The sequence below is a fragment of the Priestia sp. YIM B13552 genome, assembly GCF_042787775.1.
GTDB lineage: Bacteria > Bacillota > Bacilli > Bacillales > Bacillaceae_H > Priestia > Priestia megaterium_E.
Genome location: NZ_JBHZOU010000003.1, coordinates 86,480 through 103,474, shown reverse-complemented (window position 1 = coordinate 103,474; position 16,995 = coordinate 86,480). Strand labels below are relative to the sequence as shown.

Annotated in this window: 19 protein-coding genes; 5 read left to right on the top strand and 14 right to left on the bottom strand. The window is 40.5% G+C overall.

Annotation, left to right across the window (positions count from 1 at the left end):
* Positions 1 to 195: 195 nt before the first annotated feature.
* The 5 genes from ACFX40_RS12625 to ACFX40_RS12605 all read right to left on the bottom strand — a co-directional run bounded on the left by ACFX40_RS12625 (position 196) and on the right by ACFX40_RS12605 (position 4,634).
* Entirely contained in the window at positions 196 to 642 is a 447-nt protein-coding gene (locus tag ACFX40_RS12625; protein ID WP_028408237.1) for a DUF6376 family protein, read from the bottom strand.
* A 397-nt stretch (positions 643 to 1,039) separates the two neighbouring features.
* Positions 1,040 to 2,020, bottom strand: coding sequence for an ABC transporter permease (locus tag ACFX40_RS12620; protein WP_014459751.1), 981 nt, complete (start codon positions 2,018 to 2,020; stop codon positions 1,040 to 1,042).
* Positions 2,013 to 2,924 (bottom strand): ABC transporter ATP-binding protein, encoded by a 912-nt coding sequence (locus tag ACFX40_RS12615; RefSeq protein ID WP_098333044.1) that lies wholly within the window; start codon positions 2,922 to 2,924, stop codon positions 2,013 to 2,015. The genes ACFX40_RS12620 and ACFX40_RS12615 overlap by 8 nt, the downstream gene beginning before the upstream one ends.
* Positions 2,925 to 2,937: 13 nt before the next feature.
* The gene (locus ACFX40_RS12610) at positions 2,938 to 3,732 is read right to left on the bottom strand and encodes an SGNH/GDSL hydrolase family protein (protein WP_028408234.1); all 795 of its coding nucleotides are present in this window, start codon (positions 3,730 to 3,732) and stop codon (positions 2,938 to 2,940) included.
* Positions 3,733 to 3,755: 23 nt separating this feature from the next.
* Complete coding sequence (locus ACFX40_RS12605) at positions 3,756 to 4,634, bottom strand: NAD(P)-dependent oxidoreductase (protein WP_377255126.1); 879 nt, start codon at positions 4,632 to 4,634, stop codon at positions 3,756 to 3,758.
* Positions 4,635 to 4,982: 348 nt separating this feature from the next.
* Between ACFX40_RS12605 and ACFX40_RS12600 the strand changes: the two genes are divergently transcribed.
* Complete coding sequence (locus ACFX40_RS12600) at positions 4,983 to 5,183, top strand: cold-shock protein (protein WP_013057405.1); 201 nt, start codon at positions 4,983 to 4,985, stop codon at positions 5,181 to 5,183.
* Positions 5,184 to 5,387: 204 nt separating this feature from the next.
* Here the strand turns inward: ACFX40_RS12600 and pdxR are convergent, their stop codons facing one another.
* Positions 5,388 to 6,821 carry a MocR-like pyridoxine biosynthesis transcription factor PdxR gene (gene pdxR / locus ACFX40_RS12595; protein ID WP_034651371.1) on the bottom strand — a complete coding sequence of 478 codons (1,434 nt, stop codon included), beginning with the start codon at positions 6,819 to 6,821 and terminating at the stop codon, positions 5,388 to 5,390.
* A gap of 303 nt (positions 6,822 to 7,124) precedes the next feature.
* The gene (locus tag ACFX40_RS12590; protein WP_025751607.1) at positions 7,125 to 8,825 is read right to left on the bottom strand and encodes a pyruvate oxidase; all 1,701 of its coding nucleotides are present in this window, start codon (positions 8,823 to 8,825) and stop codon (positions 7,125 to 7,127) included.
* Positions 8,826 to 9,108: 283 nt separating this feature from the next.
* Here ACFX40_RS12590 and ACFX40_RS12585 point away from each other — a divergent pair, with 283 nt between their 5' ends.
* Complete coding sequence (locus ACFX40_RS12585) at positions 9,109 to 9,309, top strand: cold-shock protein (RefSeq protein WP_013057408.1); 201 nt, start codon at positions 9,109 to 9,111, stop codon at positions 9,307 to 9,309.
* A gap of 192 nt (positions 9,310 to 9,501) precedes the next feature.
* Here the strand turns inward: ACFX40_RS12585 and yjcZ are convergent, their stop codons facing one another.
* Entirely contained in the window at positions 9,502 to 9,639 is a 138-nt protein-coding gene (gene yjcZ / locus ACFX40_RS12580) for a sporulation protein YjcZ (RefSeq protein WP_013057409.1), read from the bottom strand.
* 267 nt (positions 9,640 to 9,906) lie between these two features.
* Between yjcZ and ACFX40_RS12575 the strand changes: the two genes are divergently transcribed.
* Complete coding sequence (locus tag ACFX40_RS12575) at positions 9,907 to 10,143, top strand: hypothetical protein (RefSeq protein ID WP_098249523.1); 237 nt, start codon at positions 9,907 to 9,909, stop codon at positions 10,141 to 10,143.
* A 29-nt stretch (positions 10,144 to 10,172) separates the two neighbouring features.
* On the opposite strand, the gene ACFX40_RS12570 is transcribed toward ACFX40_RS12575, so the two are convergent.
* Both ACFX40_RS12570 and ACFX40_RS12565 read right to left on the bottom strand, forming a co-directional pair.
* Positions 10,173 to 10,445: a hypothetical protein gene (locus ACFX40_RS12570; protein WP_060746651.1), complete on the bottom strand. Its 273-nt coding sequence runs from the start codon at positions 10,443 to 10,445 to the stop codon at positions 10,173 to 10,175.
* 143 nt (positions 10,446 to 10,588) lie between these two features.
* Positions 10,589 to 10,786, bottom strand: a complete 198-nt coding sequence (locus ACFX40_RS12565; protein ID WP_013057412.1) for a hypothetical protein — start codon at positions 10,784 to 10,786, stop codon at positions 10,589 to 10,591.
* A 307-nt stretch (positions 10,787 to 11,093) separates the two neighbouring features.
* On the opposite strand from ACFX40_RS12565, the gene ACFX40_RS12560 reads away from it, so the two are divergent.
* Positions 11,094 to 11,876 carry an SDR family oxidoreductase gene (locus tag ACFX40_RS12560; protein WP_377255123.1) on the top strand — a complete coding sequence of 261 codons (783 nt, stop codon included), beginning with the start codon at positions 11,094 to 11,096 and terminating at the stop codon, positions 11,874 to 11,876.
* A 22-nt stretch (positions 11,877 to 11,898) separates the two neighbouring features.
* Here ACFX40_RS12560 and ACFX40_RS12555 read toward each other — a convergent pair whose 3' ends face one another.
* From ACFX40_RS12555 to ACFX40_RS12540, 4 genes are all read right to left on the bottom strand, one after another.
* Entirely contained in the window at positions 11,899 to 12,669 is a 771-nt protein-coding gene (locus ACFX40_RS12555; protein WP_060746650.1) for an SDR family oxidoreductase, read from the bottom strand.
* A gap of 104 nt (positions 12,670 to 12,773) precedes the next feature.
* Positions 12,774 to 13,736, bottom strand: a complete 963-nt coding sequence (locus ACFX40_RS12550) for a quinone oxidoreductase family protein (RefSeq protein WP_377255120.1) — start codon at positions 13,734 to 13,736, stop codon at positions 12,774 to 12,776.
* A 118-nt stretch (positions 13,737 to 13,854) separates the two neighbouring features.
* The gene (gene scpC, locus ACFX40_RS12545; protein ID WP_377255117.1) at positions 13,855 to 15,369 is read right to left on the bottom strand and encodes a succinyl-CoA:acetate CoA-transferase ScpC; all 1,515 of its coding nucleotides are present in this window, start codon (positions 15,367 to 15,369) and stop codon (positions 13,855 to 13,857) included.
* A 131-nt stretch (positions 15,370 to 15,500) separates the two neighbouring features.
* Positions 15,501 to 16,145 carry a LytTR family DNA-binding domain-containing protein gene (locus ACFX40_RS12540; protein ID WP_014459738.1) on the bottom strand — a complete coding sequence of 215 codons (645 nt, stop codon included), beginning with the start codon at positions 16,143 to 16,145 and terminating at the stop codon, positions 15,501 to 15,503.
* Positions 16,146 to 16,303: 158 nt separating this feature from the next.
* Here ACFX40_RS12540 and ACFX40_RS12535 point away from each other — a divergent pair, with 158 nt between their 5' ends.
* Complete coding sequence (locus ACFX40_RS12535) at positions 16,304 to 16,984, top strand: DUF421 domain-containing protein (RefSeq protein ID WP_098331817.1); 681 nt, start codon at positions 16,304 to 16,306, stop codon at positions 16,982 to 16,984.
* Positions 16,985 to 16,995 lie beyond the last annotated feature (11 nt).

Here is a 16,995-nt window from a genome sequence, read left to right as displayed (position 1 = left end):
GTCTCATCTGTTCCGCTTTTCCCGCAGGAGTCTTCGTCTTGCCCTCCAATCCACAGCTAGAAGCACCTATACACGTGAAGCCTACGTTCACCTTACAAATGAAAAAATCCGAACGAAGTTGATTCTCCATCAAGAACCTTGATTCATCGTTCGGATTTTCTTTAGTTAACATACTTTTTTCTCAGTTGCGTTTTCTTACTGACCTAATTCTTTAATTTGTTTCATAATACTTGATACATCTTGAATTGATTGAAACAATTCACTGTTTTTTAGCGCTTCTGGATTGAAGCTGCCATCCTTTATATTGGCTTCATACGCTTCAATTCCACTAATGATTTTTTCATTTTGTTGAACAAGCTGATCGTGCACATCAGAAGCGATGTCAGGAGCTTTTGTTTGATTAAATTCTTCAGCTTTTCCTTTCATTTCCTGCAGCTTTTGCTCTAGCTTCTTTATTGCCTCGTCATCATTAACAGCTTTTTCCGCTAGAGGCGGTATTTCTTCAGCAAACTTTTGTGCTTCACTCACGTAATCTTTCGCATCGTTTGCGTAGTTCAGCGTACTGCTTGTATCTTCAAGAAAAGAACAGCCGCCGACCATAAAAAGAACAGCAGTTGATATGACTAGCATCCACTTTTTCACTTAGCACTCAACCTTTCTTATTTTCTTTTCTGCTATCTTCTTTTCGATTTTCGTTTCTTTAACTCTTTCATAATAATGGGTACAGCTTTTTTTATTCCTTTTTTTACAGCGGGGCTTTTTAACAGTCTCGATAGTTTTGACATTTTTAAGCTCCTCTCTCATTTTGAAATAACAAAAAACACCCTTACCACATGTGGTAAAGGTGTTTGTATCCAGACCTTTACCAATGGCAACATTGGCAAAGGTCTCGCTAACAATTTGCATTGTCAATAAAGCCGGAGATAATAATCTCGAAATGACGACTTTACTGCAAGAGCTACTCCCCTTTGAGCAAAACAGCATTTTTTGTTAACACAATCATAACGTACGTTCCTGATTATCGTCAACTTATACGGAATTAGTACACGTCTTTTTTGGTAAATACCAGAAACGACACGAGCAGCCCGGCAAGTCCCCAAATGGTTAAAACACCTAAGGAAAATCCTAGTGTCATTCCTTCAGTCGGAGGAGCTGTGCCTTGCAGGTAAGAAGTTAAATTTAAATTGACCATAAACAAGTACTTAGCTGAATTCCACGAAGAAACCATACTGCTTAAAATCGTACCTGCAATCAAACAAGCAAGCATCACACCCATACCAGCAGCCGTACTTTTAATTAAAACGGACAGCATAAAAGCAAGCGTTCCAACCACCAGGGATACAAACCAAGCAAGACCAAACTCCATTAAAATATATCTCCACTGCGAAATTAAATGAACGTCCGCTGTATTCAAATCATTGCCCTGCACGCTAAATCCCGTAAGAATAGGCGCTGTCCAGCCTTTAAATCCAAATACAACGCCAGAAATGAGATACGACAAAACGCCAAACATTAAAATTAAAAACGAGACGGACATGACGAGCGTGATGTATTTACTAAGCAGGATTTTCCACCGTTTCACAGGCCTCGTCAACAATACCTTGATGGATCCCAAGCTGTACTCTGAAGACACTAAATCCGCTGCAATAATCATAATCATCAGCGGCAGCAAAAGCTGAATGGCGTTTTCAATGAACCCTCGCACAAACGTTGGTGCCCCTGGTTCCGAAGGATTGATATCATTATCTAAATAATACTGCTGCTGCGCCACGCGAATTTCAAGCTGCTTGCGCCAATCATCTGAAATTTGGCTTCCGCTCAGCCGGTTTTGCGTATCGATAATTTCTTGCTGCAGCGTACTGCGCCAATCGGTCGTTCCTAGCTTTTCTTGAAGGCGCTGCGTTTCGCGAAGCTGAGCATAGGTGAACATGGAAATCAAAACGCCCATAATAAGAGTAACGATTAACAGGCGCTTTTTTCGAACGAGCTTGATCATTTCATTTTGAACCAAACTAATCAATCGATTCGCCTCCTGTCATTTCGATAAATAAATCTTCAAGAGTTGGAAGCTTTCGATTCATTTCTTTTACCGTTACTCCTGCTGCAATGAGCTGTTTATTCCACTCTCCCACTTCAGCTTCTTCATAAAACGTCGTGACATACTCCCCTTGCACTTGTACAAAGTCCGTCACTTGTTTTAAAACGTCTATTCCTGCAGGCTGCGGATCTAGCTTCCACAGTAAACGCTCTTGCTGAGTTAACAGGGTCTTCACCGATTCTGTGTGAATAACTTCTCCTTTTGCGATAATCGCTACTCGGTCACACATTAGCTGAATCTCGCTCAGTAAATGACTCGATACTAGGACGCTTAGACCTTCACTTTCAGCTAAAAAGCGAATAAATTTACGCATATCCCGAATCCCAGAAGGGTCTAGTCCGTTCGTTGGCTCGTCTAAAATAAGCACTTTTGGTTTTCCGAGAAGCGCTTGCGCAATTCCTAAACGCTGCCTCATACCTAACGAATACGTGCGAACTAAATCGTGGATACGCTCTTGCAAGCCAACTAATTCCACCACTTCATGAATGCGTTCTTCTGTCATAGAAGGAATCATGCGTGAAAAGTGCTGCAGATTTTCCCAGCCGCTTAAGTATGGATACAGCTCAGGATTTTCAACAATACAGCCGATATGTTCCATCGCTTTTGTAAACTGCTTCGATACGCTGTATCCACAAATATAAATGGAACCAGCGGTCGGGCGAATCAAGCCGACAAGCATTCGAATCGTTGTCGTTTTACCGGCTCCATTGGGTCCTAAAAAGCCGAACACTTCGCCTCTTTTTAGTTCAAAATCAATATTTTTGATAATTTCTCGTTTTCCTATTACTTTTTTCAGTCCTTTTACTGAAAGCGTTACTTCACTCATATCATTCCCTCCCTTACCACGTAATAAGCGATGCTACACGTTCTGCGATCAGCTTGTAGCCTTTTGCATTAGGATGAAACTTATCGGTATATAAGTAGTCATCTACCTTTAGCTGAAACAAATCAAAGGTCGGAACAAAAACAGTTTGCTTATAATTAGCACTTAATTCACTGCTTTTGTAATTCCATTCTCGTACAATAGCCGTTGTCGTTTTTGCATCTTGCAGGTTACTAAACGGATTGTATAAACCAATTAAAAAAATCGTCGCGTCTTTATTGGCCGACCGGATGCTTTTTAAGATGCTGTCTACGTTTTTTAAATAGTCATTTTCTAGCTTTTGAATATTGTTTTTATTTAAGTTCTGCAGCGTTTGTCCGCCTTGAAATAAGTCATTTCCTCCAATGGTGATCAGCACGGTATCTGCCGACTTAACCTGCCGCTGAATTTCCTGCTGCTTTACTTGACTTGCCAGCTGCGAAGACGTTTGACCTTTTATTCCAAAGTTACTTAAGAGAATTTTCTTCTTCGTTTTTTCTTCAAGATTATCTTTTAAATACCCAACGTATCCTTTTCCCGCTGCATCTCCTGTTCCTCTTGTCAGTGAATCTCCTAAAGCAACAATCGTATAATTCTTTGTACTTTTGTTACTGCTGCTTGTTTCTTGCTTTGGCTTTGGCATTTCTTTTACAGTAGCTTTTGAGGCGCTAACATAATCATAAATAGACATTCCAAGTCCCGCTGCAAACAGCAGACACGAAATAATCGAAATCAAGGATACAATCCATACCCACTTTCCTTTCGCTTTCACTGGCTGCACTCCTTTTCGTCTTTTTAGTTATCTTTTTTTAGAGCTTCAATTGTTTTTAGTAAAGCGGACCAGTCTAAATGACCCCAGCCATTTTCGATTCCTTGTTCATAGTGACCTTTCACAAGCTCTCCTAACGGAAGCGGAGCGGACACTTTTTTGGCTGCATCAATAGCCAGGTTTACATCCTTTAGTCCAAGCTCCAGCTTGAACCCGGCCGGATCAAAGTCTCTTTTAGCAATTAAATTGCCGTAATTTTTATACACAGGAGATGCAAATAAGCTATTAACCACTTCAAGAAACTCCTCCGCTTGCATGCCATACTGTTCTACCATGACTACTGCTTCAGAAACAGCTTCTAACATCGATACTAATAAAAAATTATTGCCAAGCTTAGCTACATTTGATAAGTAAGGCTCGTCTCCTACAGTGAAAATAGTTTGACCAATCGCTTCAAACAGCGGCCAAACGTGCTCTCTTGCTTCTTTATTACCTGCAACTATTACTTTGAGAGCCGCGGCTGCTGCTGCGTCGGGTCGACCTAAAACAGTCGCTGCAACAAAATGCTGTCCTGATGCAGCATGTGCGCTTGTTAATTTTTCCGACAAATCTACGCTAATAGTACTCACAGAGACGTGAATACCACCTTCTTGAAGGCCTGCAAGTACACCGGCTTCTGAAAGCGTTACTTCTTCTAAAGCCTCATCATTTGAAAGAATTGTGAAGACAAGATTCGCTTCTTGTGCTGCTTGAGCAGGTGTCTCCACAACCTTTGCTCCTTTTTTCACAAGACTTTCCGCCTTCGAAGCAGTACGGTTATAAATAACAAGTTCATGACCCGCCTTTATCATATTTTCCGCCATCGGTAATCCCATATTTCCTAAACCAATTAAACCCACCTTCATCTTTACCACTCCATTTCAGCACTCAGTATGTACGTTTCTTATACTTGTCGTCTATCTTTAGAAAAAGCGTATTTTCATTATTATATAACTACAGTAAAAGCGAATACAAAGAATAGCCTTTCTATAATGTTCAAAATGTGACATTTTTTAGACATGATTTATAAAAAACTTGTCTAAAAAATACGAATGGTTTTTAAATAAAGCGCTTGCAAACATAGGAAATTTCTGCTAAGATGTAAGAGAATTATTTTTGTTCGGTGGGGATGTATGAGTATTGTCACTTTTCGTCTTTAGATTTGAGCAAGAATAGTACCACAATGTGCGAGTCCGCACGAGGAGGCAACAATTATGGAACAAGGTAAAGTAAAATGGTTTAACGCAGAAAAAGGTTTTGGATTCATCGAGCGCGAAGGTGGAGACGATGTATTCGTACACTTCTCAGCAATCCAAAGCGAAGGCTTCAAATCTTTAGACGAAGGTCAAGCTGTAACATTTGACGTAGAACAAGGTCAACGCGGACCTCAAGCTGCTAACGTTCAAAAAGCATAAGAAACACAACATATCAGAAACAGATCCTTTAAAGGATCTGTTTTTTTGTGTACAAACATAAAAAAGCCCTGTTTTTCAACAGGGCCAGTCGGTACAAATACAGAAGTAAAGTTAATGGTACTCTTAGTATAGCACAAGATCATAACAATCTATACGAAATAATAAAATAAAACTTTCATCCGGTACGTTTACCTATTTTTATAGCTATTCCAGACTCTCTAGGGCGCTTGCAAATCGTTTGATTCCTTCTCGAATGACCTCTTCTTCCCCTCTGCCAAACGTAAAGCGAATAGCTCCGCTTTGAGAACTCAGCACGCTTCCTGGTACAAAAGCCACTCCTCTTTTAAGCGATTCTTCCAATAGTCGATAGTCATCGACCGGCTGATTTACTTTGCACCATAAGTGAATCCCGCCTTGAGGTGAATCGAAAGATACTTTTGATCCGAGCAATTCGTTCAGACTCGACGACAGGGCATACTCTTGCTTTTTGAGCTCTTGTCTAAGCTTTTCAATATGTGAAGAAAACGTAGGAGAATCTAAGAATTGATAAGCAATCCACTGCGGAAAGATGCTGTGGCCAAAGTCAATTTGCTGCTTAGCGTCTGCCAGGCGCTGAATCACTTGCTCTGGCCCTACTATCCAGCCAATTCGAAGGCCCGATGCCACAATTTTAGAAAGCGAGCTGATATAAAGGACATTTCCGTTCTCGTCCATCGATTTCAGCGTTTGATGTACATTTCCGTCAAATGCCGTGAGTGAATAAGGATCATCTTCAATAAGCGGAATGCCGTATTCTGAAGAAAGCTCTAAAAACCGCTTTCGGCGCGCTTCTGATAACACAATACCAGTCGGGTTTTGATAATACGGATTTAAAAAAACCATACGAATGCGATGCTTTTTATGTAATTCTACTAAGTCCTCCGGGTTGGCTCCATTTTTATCTACAGGCAGCAAAAACGTTCGTAAACCTGCTGATTGAAAAAGCGGCAGTGAATAGCTATAGGACGGATCTTCAATCGCTACTGCATCTCCTGGTTTTAACAAACACTGAACAATCAAATGAAGTGCTTGCTGTGCACCTGATGTGATTAAAATAGAATTAGCATCGGTGGAGATTTTCCGGTACTCATGAACATGAGCAGCAATAGCGTCACGCAGACGTTCATTGCCGTGAGGATGATCATAGCCTAAATGCTCATTAAACGGCATGCCCGCTAATATTCGCTGAAAATCTTCACTTGGAAATAAGCTAGGAGCTAATTCTCCGCTGGCTAAGTTTACAAAATCTGTTCGCAAAGCTTCGCTTCTTATTCGCTGTACGAGCGGTAAATTAGGCAAAAATGAACCGTCTTCTACATATCTCCCCCAGTTTGGAATACGTTTACGGGAAATTCCCCAGATGCTTGAACTAACTCGCGTGCCGCTTCCTTTTTTACGTTCTACGATTCCAAGTGCCTGCAGTTCTTCATAAGCAGCTACTACCGTGCTTCTGTTCACGTTTAGCTCAGCAGCAAGCGTTCGTTCTGATGGCAGCATAGAATCCGGCGGAAACGCTCCCGATGAAATACAGCTTTCAATATATTCTGCAATTTGTTTATAAATCGCTTTTTTGCTAGCGCGATCTGGTCTCCAGTTCATGCGGCGTCAGTCCTTACATTTAAACTTTCTTATTAGTAGTTTATCCTTTATCTCTCTTATCTTAAAGCAGTTTTATAAAAAAAGACCATCCAATTCGGTGTTTTTTTGCTCATCCACTTTACAAAATAAATATAATATCACCTCTTTTCATTTGCCAGCATTTAAGTTTACATAATAATTTTATAGTTAATTAAATTACCTTCACCATTCCAACAAAAAAATCCAAACGAAGTTGATTCTCTATTAAGAGTCTCGATTCATCGTTCGGATCTTTACTAAAGTACTTTTGTCACAGCCTATTTTTTATAGAGGCGGTAAATCTAGCTTGCCTTCTTGAAACAATTCTTTCACCATATGCTTGGCATAACCCGTTGCTTGTCCTAGCGTAATCTTAGCTGGCATAGGCGCTTCGTTTGCATCAACGATTACATCGATAATACACGGCTTGTTTTGCCTAACAGCACTTTCAAAAGCCGGCAGCAGCTCTTCTTCTTTTTCTACTCGGTAGCCAACACCTCCGCAAATATCTGCATACCTGGCAAAGTTCGGATTTGTTAAGTCTGTGCCGAATTCAGCATTTCCCATTACTTCTTGTTCAAATTTAATCATACCGATTTTATGGTTATTAAATAGCACCACAACTAGCGGAAGATTGTATTTAACAGCTGTAATAAAATCTGCCATCGTCATCGCAAAGCCGCCGTCTCCACAGACCGCAAATACCTGCTTCTCGGGATAAGCAATTTTTCCAGCAAGTGCGCCCGGCAGCCCGCATCCAAGAGTTGCTAGCCAGCTTGAAATCACAAACTGCTGATTTGTCATACGAAAATGACGCGCCATCCATACTGTGACGTTTCCTACATCTACGGACAAGACCGCGTTATCAGCCGCTACGTGCTGAAGCGCTCGAATCACTCGCTGTGGCTTGATAGGTAGGCTTTCTTTTGCTTCTTGGGTATCAAGCTGACTCCACCACTTTTTCATACGTTCTTGACTTTGCTCTAAAAACTGGCGATGCTCTGAGCGGCCAACGTTTTCTAAGAACCACTGAATGGTTGTTTTTGCTTCTCCTGCAAGCCCTGCATCTACAGGGTACCTTTTGCCAATTTGTGCGGGATCAATATCAATATGAATCGTTTTCGCATGGTCTGGCAAAAAGCCTGTAAACGGATAGGACGTTCCAATCATGATGAGCGTATCCGCTTCTTGCATCGCTTCATACGCTGGCTTTGTACCGATTAATCCAAGTCCTCCGAGACAATATGGATGTTCATCCGGTATGGCGCCTTTTCCAGGAAGCGTAAGAACAATAGGTGCTGCGATTTTTTCTGCAAACGCAAGCAGTTCTTCTCTCATTTCATGTGTGCCTCGACCGGCTAAAATAACCGGACTTTCTGCTTTACCAATCAAATCTTTTGCTTTTTCAAGGTCTTCTCTGTGAGGAAAGACGTCTTGTTTAACGATTATGCTTGATGTTTCTCGTGCTTCTGATCCGACTTCAAAACGAGGGATATCATCAGGAATAGTTAACACAGCTACACCTTTTTTAGCATAAGCTGTTCGAATCGCTTGATTAACAACAGTGGGAAGCTGTTCAGCGGACATGATTCGCTGATTATATACAGCCACGTCATCGAACATTCGCTCTAAATTAATTTCTTGAAACGCATCGCTTCCGATGAGATCGGACTCCACTTGCCCTGTAAGTGCTAACACGGGAGCTTTGTCTAACTTTGCATCATACAAACCATTCAGTAAATGAATCGCTCCCGGTCCGGCAATAGCCGTGCATACACCGATTTTACCGGTTAGCTTGGCATATGCAGCCGCTGCGAGAGCTCCCGCTTCTTCATGCCTCACTTGAATAAATTTAATTTTATCCTGGGCTTTGCGAAGCGGTTCAATAATTGAATTAATGGAGTCTCCTGGCATGCCGTAAATATGATCAACGCCCCATTCAATTAACAGTTCAATCAGTTTTTCCCCTGCTTTTTGTTTAAACATATGACTGACCCCTTTCTTCTTATATATAGAGATAGTGTGACCTGATACGCTCTTTCTTACTTATTTTCACTCGTATAATTTTCGTTTTCTTTCATTAAATGAATGAACCACTTTCATTAAATTTTCTTCATTCCTTGCAATTATCATTAACTTTTGCTATTCTATAAGAAGAATTATTTTTGTTCGGCAACAATCGATAGGTGAATACTTTCGTCTTAAAGATTTTGATCATGAGCAAGGATAGTAATACAATGTGTGCATAGCACACGAGGAGGCAACATTCATGGAAAAAGGTACAGTAAAATGGTTTAACGCAGAAAAAGGTTTCGGATTTATCGAGCGCGAAAACGGCGACGATGTATTCGTACATTTCTCAGCAATCCAAAGCGAAGGATTCAAATCTTTAGACGAAGGTCAAGCTGTAACATTCGACGTTGAAGAAGGTCAACGCGGACCTCAAGCTGCTAACGTTCAAAAAGCATAAGTAGAAAAAGACTCTGATTTCAGAGTCTTTTTTTTATGTAGAACCACGCATAAAACCATTTTAACGTGCAGTTTGTACACGTTATTATAAATAATAAACTAAAAAAGTCTCTTCATCCCGAAGAGACCTTTTGTGGAAGAAATAGTTGAAGAAATAAAGTGTGGATGTTGCGTCGTCATCATTTTTTAATAATTAGCACCAGCCGCCGCCGAAGCAAGAAGCGCCGATGATGATTAATAAGATGAAAAGTACAATGATTAAAGCGAAACCGCCGCCGCAGCCACCGCCGCCATAACCACAACCGTATCCGTAACCTCCGTAGTATCCCATGTGTTTCACCTCCATTTGCTATACTTTAAGATATGTGGATTTAGTTAAATTGCTCCTAATAATTCCATAGAACTTTTGAAAATGTTTGTCATACACTAAAAATACTGCGTTTTTCAAACATGCCCCATAAAGAGATAAAACATTTGATTTTATGGGCATTTACTCCTCTTTTCTTTATCTTTTAGAAATGTAATCGCTCCCTTTTTCATGAATGTACACCGTGCTGAATACCTTTAGTTATGTACATTCACACGGGAGGGATTTAATATGTTAACACTCGAAATTTCAAAGCAAATCGTTAAAAACGTCTACCCTATTGTCTTATCGAATCGCAGTAAAATCTTTCAAGAGGTAGTGAGCGTCGCCGCTTTGCAAGACTACTTTGGTCTTGATCATGCCTTTAGCGTGTATGCAGCCGCGACCATTATTTATCAGCTAGAAGCCGACGGATATGTATCCAAACCTCTGAAGCACAATGAATACAAGCGAATTTTGCTCAAATAAAAACAAGCATCCCCGCAAGGATGCTTGTCTTATTTATAGCTATACCTGTCGAATAACTGCTCGACTCTTTTGTGGTAATCAGCAAGGTAGTCAGAAAGCTCAGTTTCACTCAATTTATTTGCCTGTTCCTCAAATAGTGACAGCAGCGAAATTTTAATCATTTCCATTTCCGTTTCCGAGCGATTTTCATTTCGCAAATCTTTTCTTAAATTCCACAGGCTTTGCTCCATTTCATGCTTTAATTGTTCTAGTGAGTGTGTTTCTTCAGATCCGGCACGAATGTCTTTTTTAAATCCACTCATCTTATCACTCCTCGCATTTGCACCTGCTAGATAGTATCTAATGTATACTATACCATAAATAACTATACGAGGCTTAAGCATGCCTTTTAAGCAATTGGTCACAAAATAAAAAACATCTCGTTGGATGTCTTTAACGTTACCTTTTATCTTACTTCGTCTTCTTCACCTTTTACATATTTAAAAAATGAATCAATCATTTCATTTAAAAAATCATTGCGATCTTCAAAATTCATAATTTCTAAAAACTCCACAATATCCTTATCTAAACTAATAGAAGCGGGAACATAAGCAGCCGCTTCCCTTCTTTGCGGGAATGGAATCACATTATTTTTCTTCTTCATAAAACACCGTCCTTTTTCTGTGCTTTACTAGTGTAAGCTTTCAAGGAACGATTTGCAAGTCCCTCTGATGTAAAATTTTATATAAACATTCTTCTGAAAAGACAGGCTATATCTTTAGCTACTCAAGTAGTCTCATTTGACATTAGCTTTTTCATGTTCTGGCGTCATATTAATAATTCGCCGCTGTTTTCTCTTTTCCTTTTGGCATCTTTTAGCAAATTTAAACACAAATATTTTAAAAGAGGTTTTTATTTCCTCCGTATAGGCTAAAGAAAGGAAACAACATTTTTATATGGAGGGGTTACAAATGATTGCATTAACTGGAAAAGTTGCGCTCGTGACGGGAGCGGCGTCTGGAATTGGACGTGCTTCAGCCATTACATTAGCTGAACAAGGAGCGCGCGTTGCTCTTTTAGATTTAGACGAAGAAAAATTACATGAAGTAAAAGAGACCATCATGTCGAGCGGCGGAGAGTGTATAGCCATTAAAACAGACGTCTCCGACTCTGAAAGTATAAAAGAGAGTATCGAAATGATCAGCAGCCTATGGAGTCAATTACATATTGTTTCTATTAACGCAGGCATCAACGGTACGTTCTCTTCTATTGAAGAACTATCACCAGAAGATTGGACAAAAACAATTGATACAAATTTAACAAGTACTTTTTTAACCGTGAAGCATTCTATTCCTTATTTGAAAGCTCAGGGAGGAAGCATTATTATTACTAGCTCAATTAACGGCAACCGTACATTTTCAAATATCGGCATGAGCGCATACAGTTCCTCAAAGGCTGGCCAAATGGCGTTCGGCAAAATGGCAGCTCTTGAACTTTCTACATACGGAATACGGGTAAACGTCATTTGTCCAGGAGCAGTTGATACAAATATTGAAAGCAATACATTCCGTCAAGAAGACAAATTAAAAGAAGTCGCGATTCCAATTGAATATCCAAATGGCAATCAGCCGCTTGCTAAACGCTCGGCTAAGCCCGAAGAAGTAGCGGATTTAATCTTCTTTTTAGCTTCTGACGCGTCCAAACATATTACCGGAAGTGAAATGTTTATTGACGGCGGAGAATCGCTGTTGTAACGTACAAGCCCCTGCGTCAACGTCAGGGGCTTGTTTTTTTACTTTTATGAACAACGTCTACTCCACCCGAAGCGGATATAATGCTGCCTGTAATCATATCTGAGTTTTCATCACAAAGAAACTCAATAATACGCGCAATGTCTTCTCCCGTACCTGATCGGCCCACAGGCGTTTCCTTGTCTTCTAGTAATCTTGCTTTTATAATATCACTTTCTTTCATGTCCCCTACAATATCTCCGGGACAGACCATATTGACCGTAATCCCGTATTCGGCTACTTCTAGAGCAAGCGATTTGGTCAGAGAAGCTAGCCCTGACTTAGCGGCACTAAAAGCCGCGCGGTACATCCATCCAGGGGTGTACTCTACATCTTGAAAACCGTATGTAATAATCCTTCCAAACTGCTGCTTTTTCATAATAGGAACAACCGCTTTTACAAAGTGAAAAACGGAGCTTAAATTCCCTTCCAGCATTTCATACCATTCACTGTCTGTGTACTCTATTAATTTTTTTCTTTCAAATACATACGGACCTGCATTATTAATTAAAACATCAATACGTCCAAATCGCTCCATAGCCTGCGCAACGACGTGTTCAATATCTGCTTTATTCGTTATATCTCCTTCTACGAACTGTACGTTGTCTTTATATTGATGCCATTCTTCTTGCAGTTCTCGCACTTTATTTTTATCACTGCGAAAATGGACGGTAACGGAATACTGCTTTTTTAAAAACTGTTCTGTTACCTTCTTGCCAATACCTTTATGACCCGCTGTAATCAATGCATGTTTCATCTACCTTCACCTCTTTCACTCTACTTATCTACTATATATATTAGACAGCTCCTTAGTTTCTCCTTTACTAACAGAAAAAAGCCCTTGACTAAAGGGCCTTTCTTTTACGGTCTTAACAAAATTTTCCCTGTACTTTTCCGGCTTTCAAGCAGCTCATGTGCTTTTGCTCCGTCTTTTAAATCGAACACCACGGGATCAGTTAGCACAAGCTGATCTTTACTGATCCACTCAAACAGCTGCTGGGAACGTACTTTACGTTCTTCATAAGATACAAGTACGTTCCACAGATCTCCGCCTGTGAGCGTTTTAGAGGTATCCATCAGCATACGCGGATCCACTGGAGCCGGATCGCCTCCTGCCATTCCGTAAAATACCACGGTTCCGCCTGTTTTTACGGCTTCAAAGCTTTTTTCTAGCGTAACTCCTACAGATTCATAGGCAACATCTGCGCCTCGCTTCGTTACTTCTTTCACTTGTTCCACCCAGTTATCTTCGTATAAAAAGACATAGTCAGCACCTGCTTGAGCCGCTGCTTTTGCTTTTTCAGAAGATGACGTTAATCCAATGACTTGTCCGCCTAATAGCTTGGCAATTTGAACTAAAAGCTGACCTACGCCTCCAGCAGCTGCGTGTACAAGTACATAATCGCCGGGCTGAATTCTGTAGCTGTCTTGTGTTAAATAGTGCGCCGTTAACCCTTGTAAAAGCACAGAAGCAGCTACGTCAAACGAAATATCATCAGGTACGGCAATGATTTTATCTTGTGGCACGGCAACAAGCTCTGCATTTGCAAAAGGAACGTCAGCAAACGCAATACGGTCTCCTACGTTAACATGACTTACTTCTGCTCCTACTTCTTCTACCACACCTGCTCCTTCATATCCTAAAATATACGGAGGTGTACCCGTTAAGTGATAGTTCCCTTTTCTTCGGTACACATCGGCAAAATTAAGTCCAATTGCTTTTGTTCTTACTAGTACATCTGCTGGACCAATAGAGGGATTCGGTATATCTTGATAGTGAAGAACGTCAGGTCCTCCAAATCTTTCAAATACTAATGCTTTCATATATAAGTTACCTCGTTTTCTTTATGTATTCCCTTTCATCGTAATTCAACGAGATAACAAACACAAGTTTCTTACTCAGCAAAAAACGCTTTGTCTCCTAAGGAGACAAAGCGTTTTTTCAATTTGTTTGCGCTACAACTTCTCGCATCGTTCCATTTTTTTGATAAGACGTATGAAAAGAAAAGGCTTTTTCAAGAACGTGCGGTGTTTGTCCGCCTCGCGTGAGCGCTTCTTCGTAATACGCCATAAGCTGATCGCGATACATTGGGTGGGCACAATTTTCAATAATGCATTTTGCCCGTTCTCTTGGAGCGAGTCCGCGTAAGTCCGCATATCCTTGCTCTGTTACAATCACATCCACATCGTGTTCCGTATGATCAACGTGCGAAACAAACGGCACTATGCTTGAAATATCACCGTTTTTAGCAATGGATTTTGTTACAAAAATACCGAGACGCGCATTTCGGGCAAAATCTCCTGAGCCTCCGATGCCATTCATCATTCTTGTTCCCATCACATGCGTGGAATTGACGTTTCCGTAAATGTCTAGCTCTAGCGCAGTGTTAATAGAAATCAGGCCTAAGCGACGAATGATTTCGGGATGGTTTGAAATTTCCTGCGGGCGAAGAATGAGCTTATCTCGATAGGCTTCAAAATTAGAGAAAACTTGTTTCATTTTATCTGCTGAAAGCGTAATTGAGCAGCAGGAAGCAAACGTAACTTTTCCTGCGTCAAATAAATCAAACACAGCATCTTGCAATACTTCTGAATACACCTCTAAATCATGAAACTCTGAATCTAACAAACCGTGGAAAACGGCATTTGCCACGGAACCAATTCCAGATTGTAAAGGAGCAAGCGATTCGGTTAATCGCCCTTCTTTAATTTCTTGGCGTAAAAATGAAATCAAATTTTGAGCCATCACAACCGTTTCTTCGTCAGGTGCTACAATCGTAGACGGTGAATCTAACTGATTTGTAAATACAATACCCTTTACTTTATCTAAATCAATTGGTATACCTAACGAACCAATACGATCATCAGATTTTTTTAAAGGAATCACCTCTCTCTGTCCTTGAACGCCCGGATCATACAGGTCGTGAATACCTTCTAACAGCTCTGGCTGTGCTGTGTTAATTTCAATAATAATCGATTTTGCATGCTCGGCAAACACCATCGAATTGCCGATTGACGTTGTTGGAATCATCATTCCGTCATCCGTAATAGAAACCGCTTCCAAAATAGCGAAATCTATTGAATCTAACACGCCTGAACGCACCCATTCAGAAGTATGCGATAAATGCTGGTCGATAAACTGAAATTCACCTTCATTAATCTTTTTACGCATCGTCGGATCAGCTTGAAACGGCAGGCGTTTGTTTAACATACCTTTTTCTGCAAATAGCTTATCCACATCTGACCCAAGCGAGGCACCGGTATACACGCTGACTTTTATCGATTCTATTTCTGCTCGTTTCGCTAGCGCAAACGGCACAGCCTTAACATCTCCCGCACGCGTAAAGCCGCTTAAACCAAGCGTCATTCCATCTTGAATCCAAGACGCTGCTTCTTCAGCAGAGACAACGCGATTCTGTAGTGCGTCATGCTTAATTCGATTACAAGCGTTTTTCATTCTCTTCACTCCTTGTTTTTTCTCTTTTTACCATTTTACTGTAAAGGGAGCGTCCACAAGAGTTTTTGGAATGAAATGGACAAAAATAGCGACAAAACAGCATATTTGATGATAATTAAGCTAAATGACGGTTAAAACCCAAGCAGCTTTCGAAAATAACTGGCGTACGACTGACTGACCGGGATTTTTTCTCCGTTATTCATCACTAACAGAAAGGTTGAATGTGTATCAGGGTAAATTTCTTGAATTTGCGTCACATTGACGATAAAGGAACGATGACAGCGCACAAACTCTTCTTTTGGAAGCACATAATCAAATTCATTTAACGTGTATTTATGCGTACCCGTATACTTCTGGGCGTACACATAGGTTTTTCGGTCACGCGCTTCTACGTAGATGATTTTTGAGAAAGGAACCGGTATCCACCCCTCGTTCACCTTTAACGTCACAACTGACTTTCCGCTCGTTAACGCGGGAAAAATCGCCGTTACGCATCCTTGAACATCTCCTTCATCTAAAAAGGGCACGGCCATGCCATAGTAAGGTGTGCCGAATACGTCTCGGTGAATAAATTCCGACACTTTTTGCTTTCGTTCTAATGCTTTATATGTAATCGTTCCTTTTTTTATTTGATCTCCAGGGCTGATTTTTAAGTTAATTCGTTTGCTTGCTCGGTAATACACGTACGTTTCTAGATCTGAAACGGCAATCGACGCTTCATCGGAGAACAATTCACTGATGACATCTAATAATGCGGATGCTTTAAATGGTTTCATCTTTTCACCTTCTTTTGTCTAGTTAAACACGTTGCTTCTTTATTGTAGCGCAAAAGCAAAAGCGATTGGGAGACAAGCATGGAATTTATCCTTTTAACTGCATAAAATTTCTATTTTTTCACAACATAAAACAATGAAATGAAGGAAGGGTGAAATGTATGGGCTATGCTGAATCGACGTTTCGAATCGCCTGTTCATTTTTTGTGCTGCTTCTTTTAACGCGGCTCATGGGAAAAACAGAAATCAGCCAGTTAAATGTATTTACATTCATTACGGCGATTACGATTGGTAATATCGCTTCTTCCCTCTCCACTGATAAGCGAGTAGAGATTGATAAAGGAGTGTATTCTCTGCTAGGATGGACATTTTTAACGATCGCTATGGGCTATCTTGGAATGAAATCGAAAAAAGCGCGGCATCTTATTACCGGTGAGCCCAAAATTGTGATTAAGCAAGGGAAAGTGATGGAAAAGGCGTTAAAACAAGTCCGGCTAGATATTGAATCTCTTTTAGGCATGCTGAGGCAGCAAAACGTATTTTCCATAAAAGATGTCGAATACGCCATATTAGAAATCAACGGAAACCTTTCCGTTATGCAAAAACAAGATAAAAAGCCGAATTCGTGGTCAAAAACGCTTTTATTTCCCACTTCAACAGGCGTTATTTACGACGGAAAAGCGAATGAAGATGCTTTGAAGGACCTGCACGTAGATAACAACTGGCTGCATAAACAGCTAGAAAAAGCGGGAGTCAACTCAATTGATGACGTCTTTTACGCTGAGGTTCAGTCCGACGGATCGCTTTATATTGACTATAAAAAAGACAAAGTTAACTCATAAAAAAAAATCCG

Bases quoted from the DNA above. Each gene is read 5' to 3' on its own strand.
- ACFX40_RS12615 (WP_098333044.1), bottom strand. From the start codon at position 2,924: ATGAGTGAAGTAACGCTTTCAGTAAAAGGACTGAAAAAAGTAATAGGA.
- ACFX40_RS12605 (WP_377255126.1), bottom strand. From the start codon at position 4,634: ATGAAGGTGGGTTTAATTGGTTTAGGAAATATGGGATTACCGATGGCG.
- ACFX40_RS12600 (WP_013057405.1), top strand. From the start codon at position 4,983: ATGGAACAAGGTAAAGTAAAATGGTTTAACGCAGAAAAAGGTTTTGGA.
- pdxR (WP_034651371.1), bottom strand. From the start codon at position 6,821: ATGAACTGGAGACCAGATCGCGCTAGCAAAAAAGCGATTTATAAACAA.
- ACFX40_RS12590 (WP_025751607.1), bottom strand. From the start codon at position 8,825: ATGTTTAAACAAAAAGCAGGGGAAAAACTGATTGAACTGTTAATTGAA.
- ACFX40_RS12585 (WP_013057408.1), top strand. From the start codon at position 9,109: ATGGAAAAAGGTACAGTAAAATGGTTTAACGCAGAAAAAGGTTTCGGA.
- yjcZ (WP_013057409.1), bottom strand. From the start codon at position 9,639: ATGGGATACTACGGAGGTTACGGATACGGTTGTGGTTATGGCGGCGGT.
- ACFX40_RS12575 (WP_098249523.1), top strand. From the start codon at position 9,907: ATGTTAACACTCGAAATTTCAAAGCAAATCGTTAAAAACGTCTACCCT.
- ACFX40_RS12570 (WP_060746651.1), bottom strand. From the start codon at position 10,445: ATGAGTGGATTTAAAAAAGACATTCGTGCCGGATCTGAAGAAACACAC.
- ACFX40_RS12565 (WP_013057412.1), bottom strand. From the start codon at position 10,786: ATGAAGAAGAAAAATAATGTGATTCCATTCCCGCAAAGAAGGGAAGCG.
- ACFX40_RS12560 (WP_377255123.1), top strand. From the start codon at position 11,094: ATGATTGCATTAACTGGAAAAGTTGCGCTCGTGACGGGAGCGGCGTCT.
- ACFX40_RS12555 (WP_060746650.1), bottom strand. From the start codon at position 12,669: ATGAAACATGCATTGATTACAGCGGGTCATAAAGGTATTGGCAAGAAG.
- ACFX40_RS12550 (WP_377255120.1), bottom strand. From the start codon at position 13,736: ATGAAAGCATTAGTATTTGAAAGATTTGGAGGACCTGACGTTCTTCAC.
- scpC (WP_377255117.1), bottom strand. From the start codon at position 15,369: ATGAAAAACGCTTGTAATCGAATTAAGCATGACGCACTACAGAATCGC.
- ACFX40_RS12540 (WP_014459738.1), bottom strand. From the start codon at position 16,145: ATGAAACCATTTAAAGCATCCGCATTATTAGATGTCATCAGTGAATTG.
- ACFX40_RS12535 (WP_098331817.1), top strand. From the start codon at position 16,304: ATGGGCTATGCTGAATCGACGTTTCGAATCGCCTGTTCATTTTTTGTG.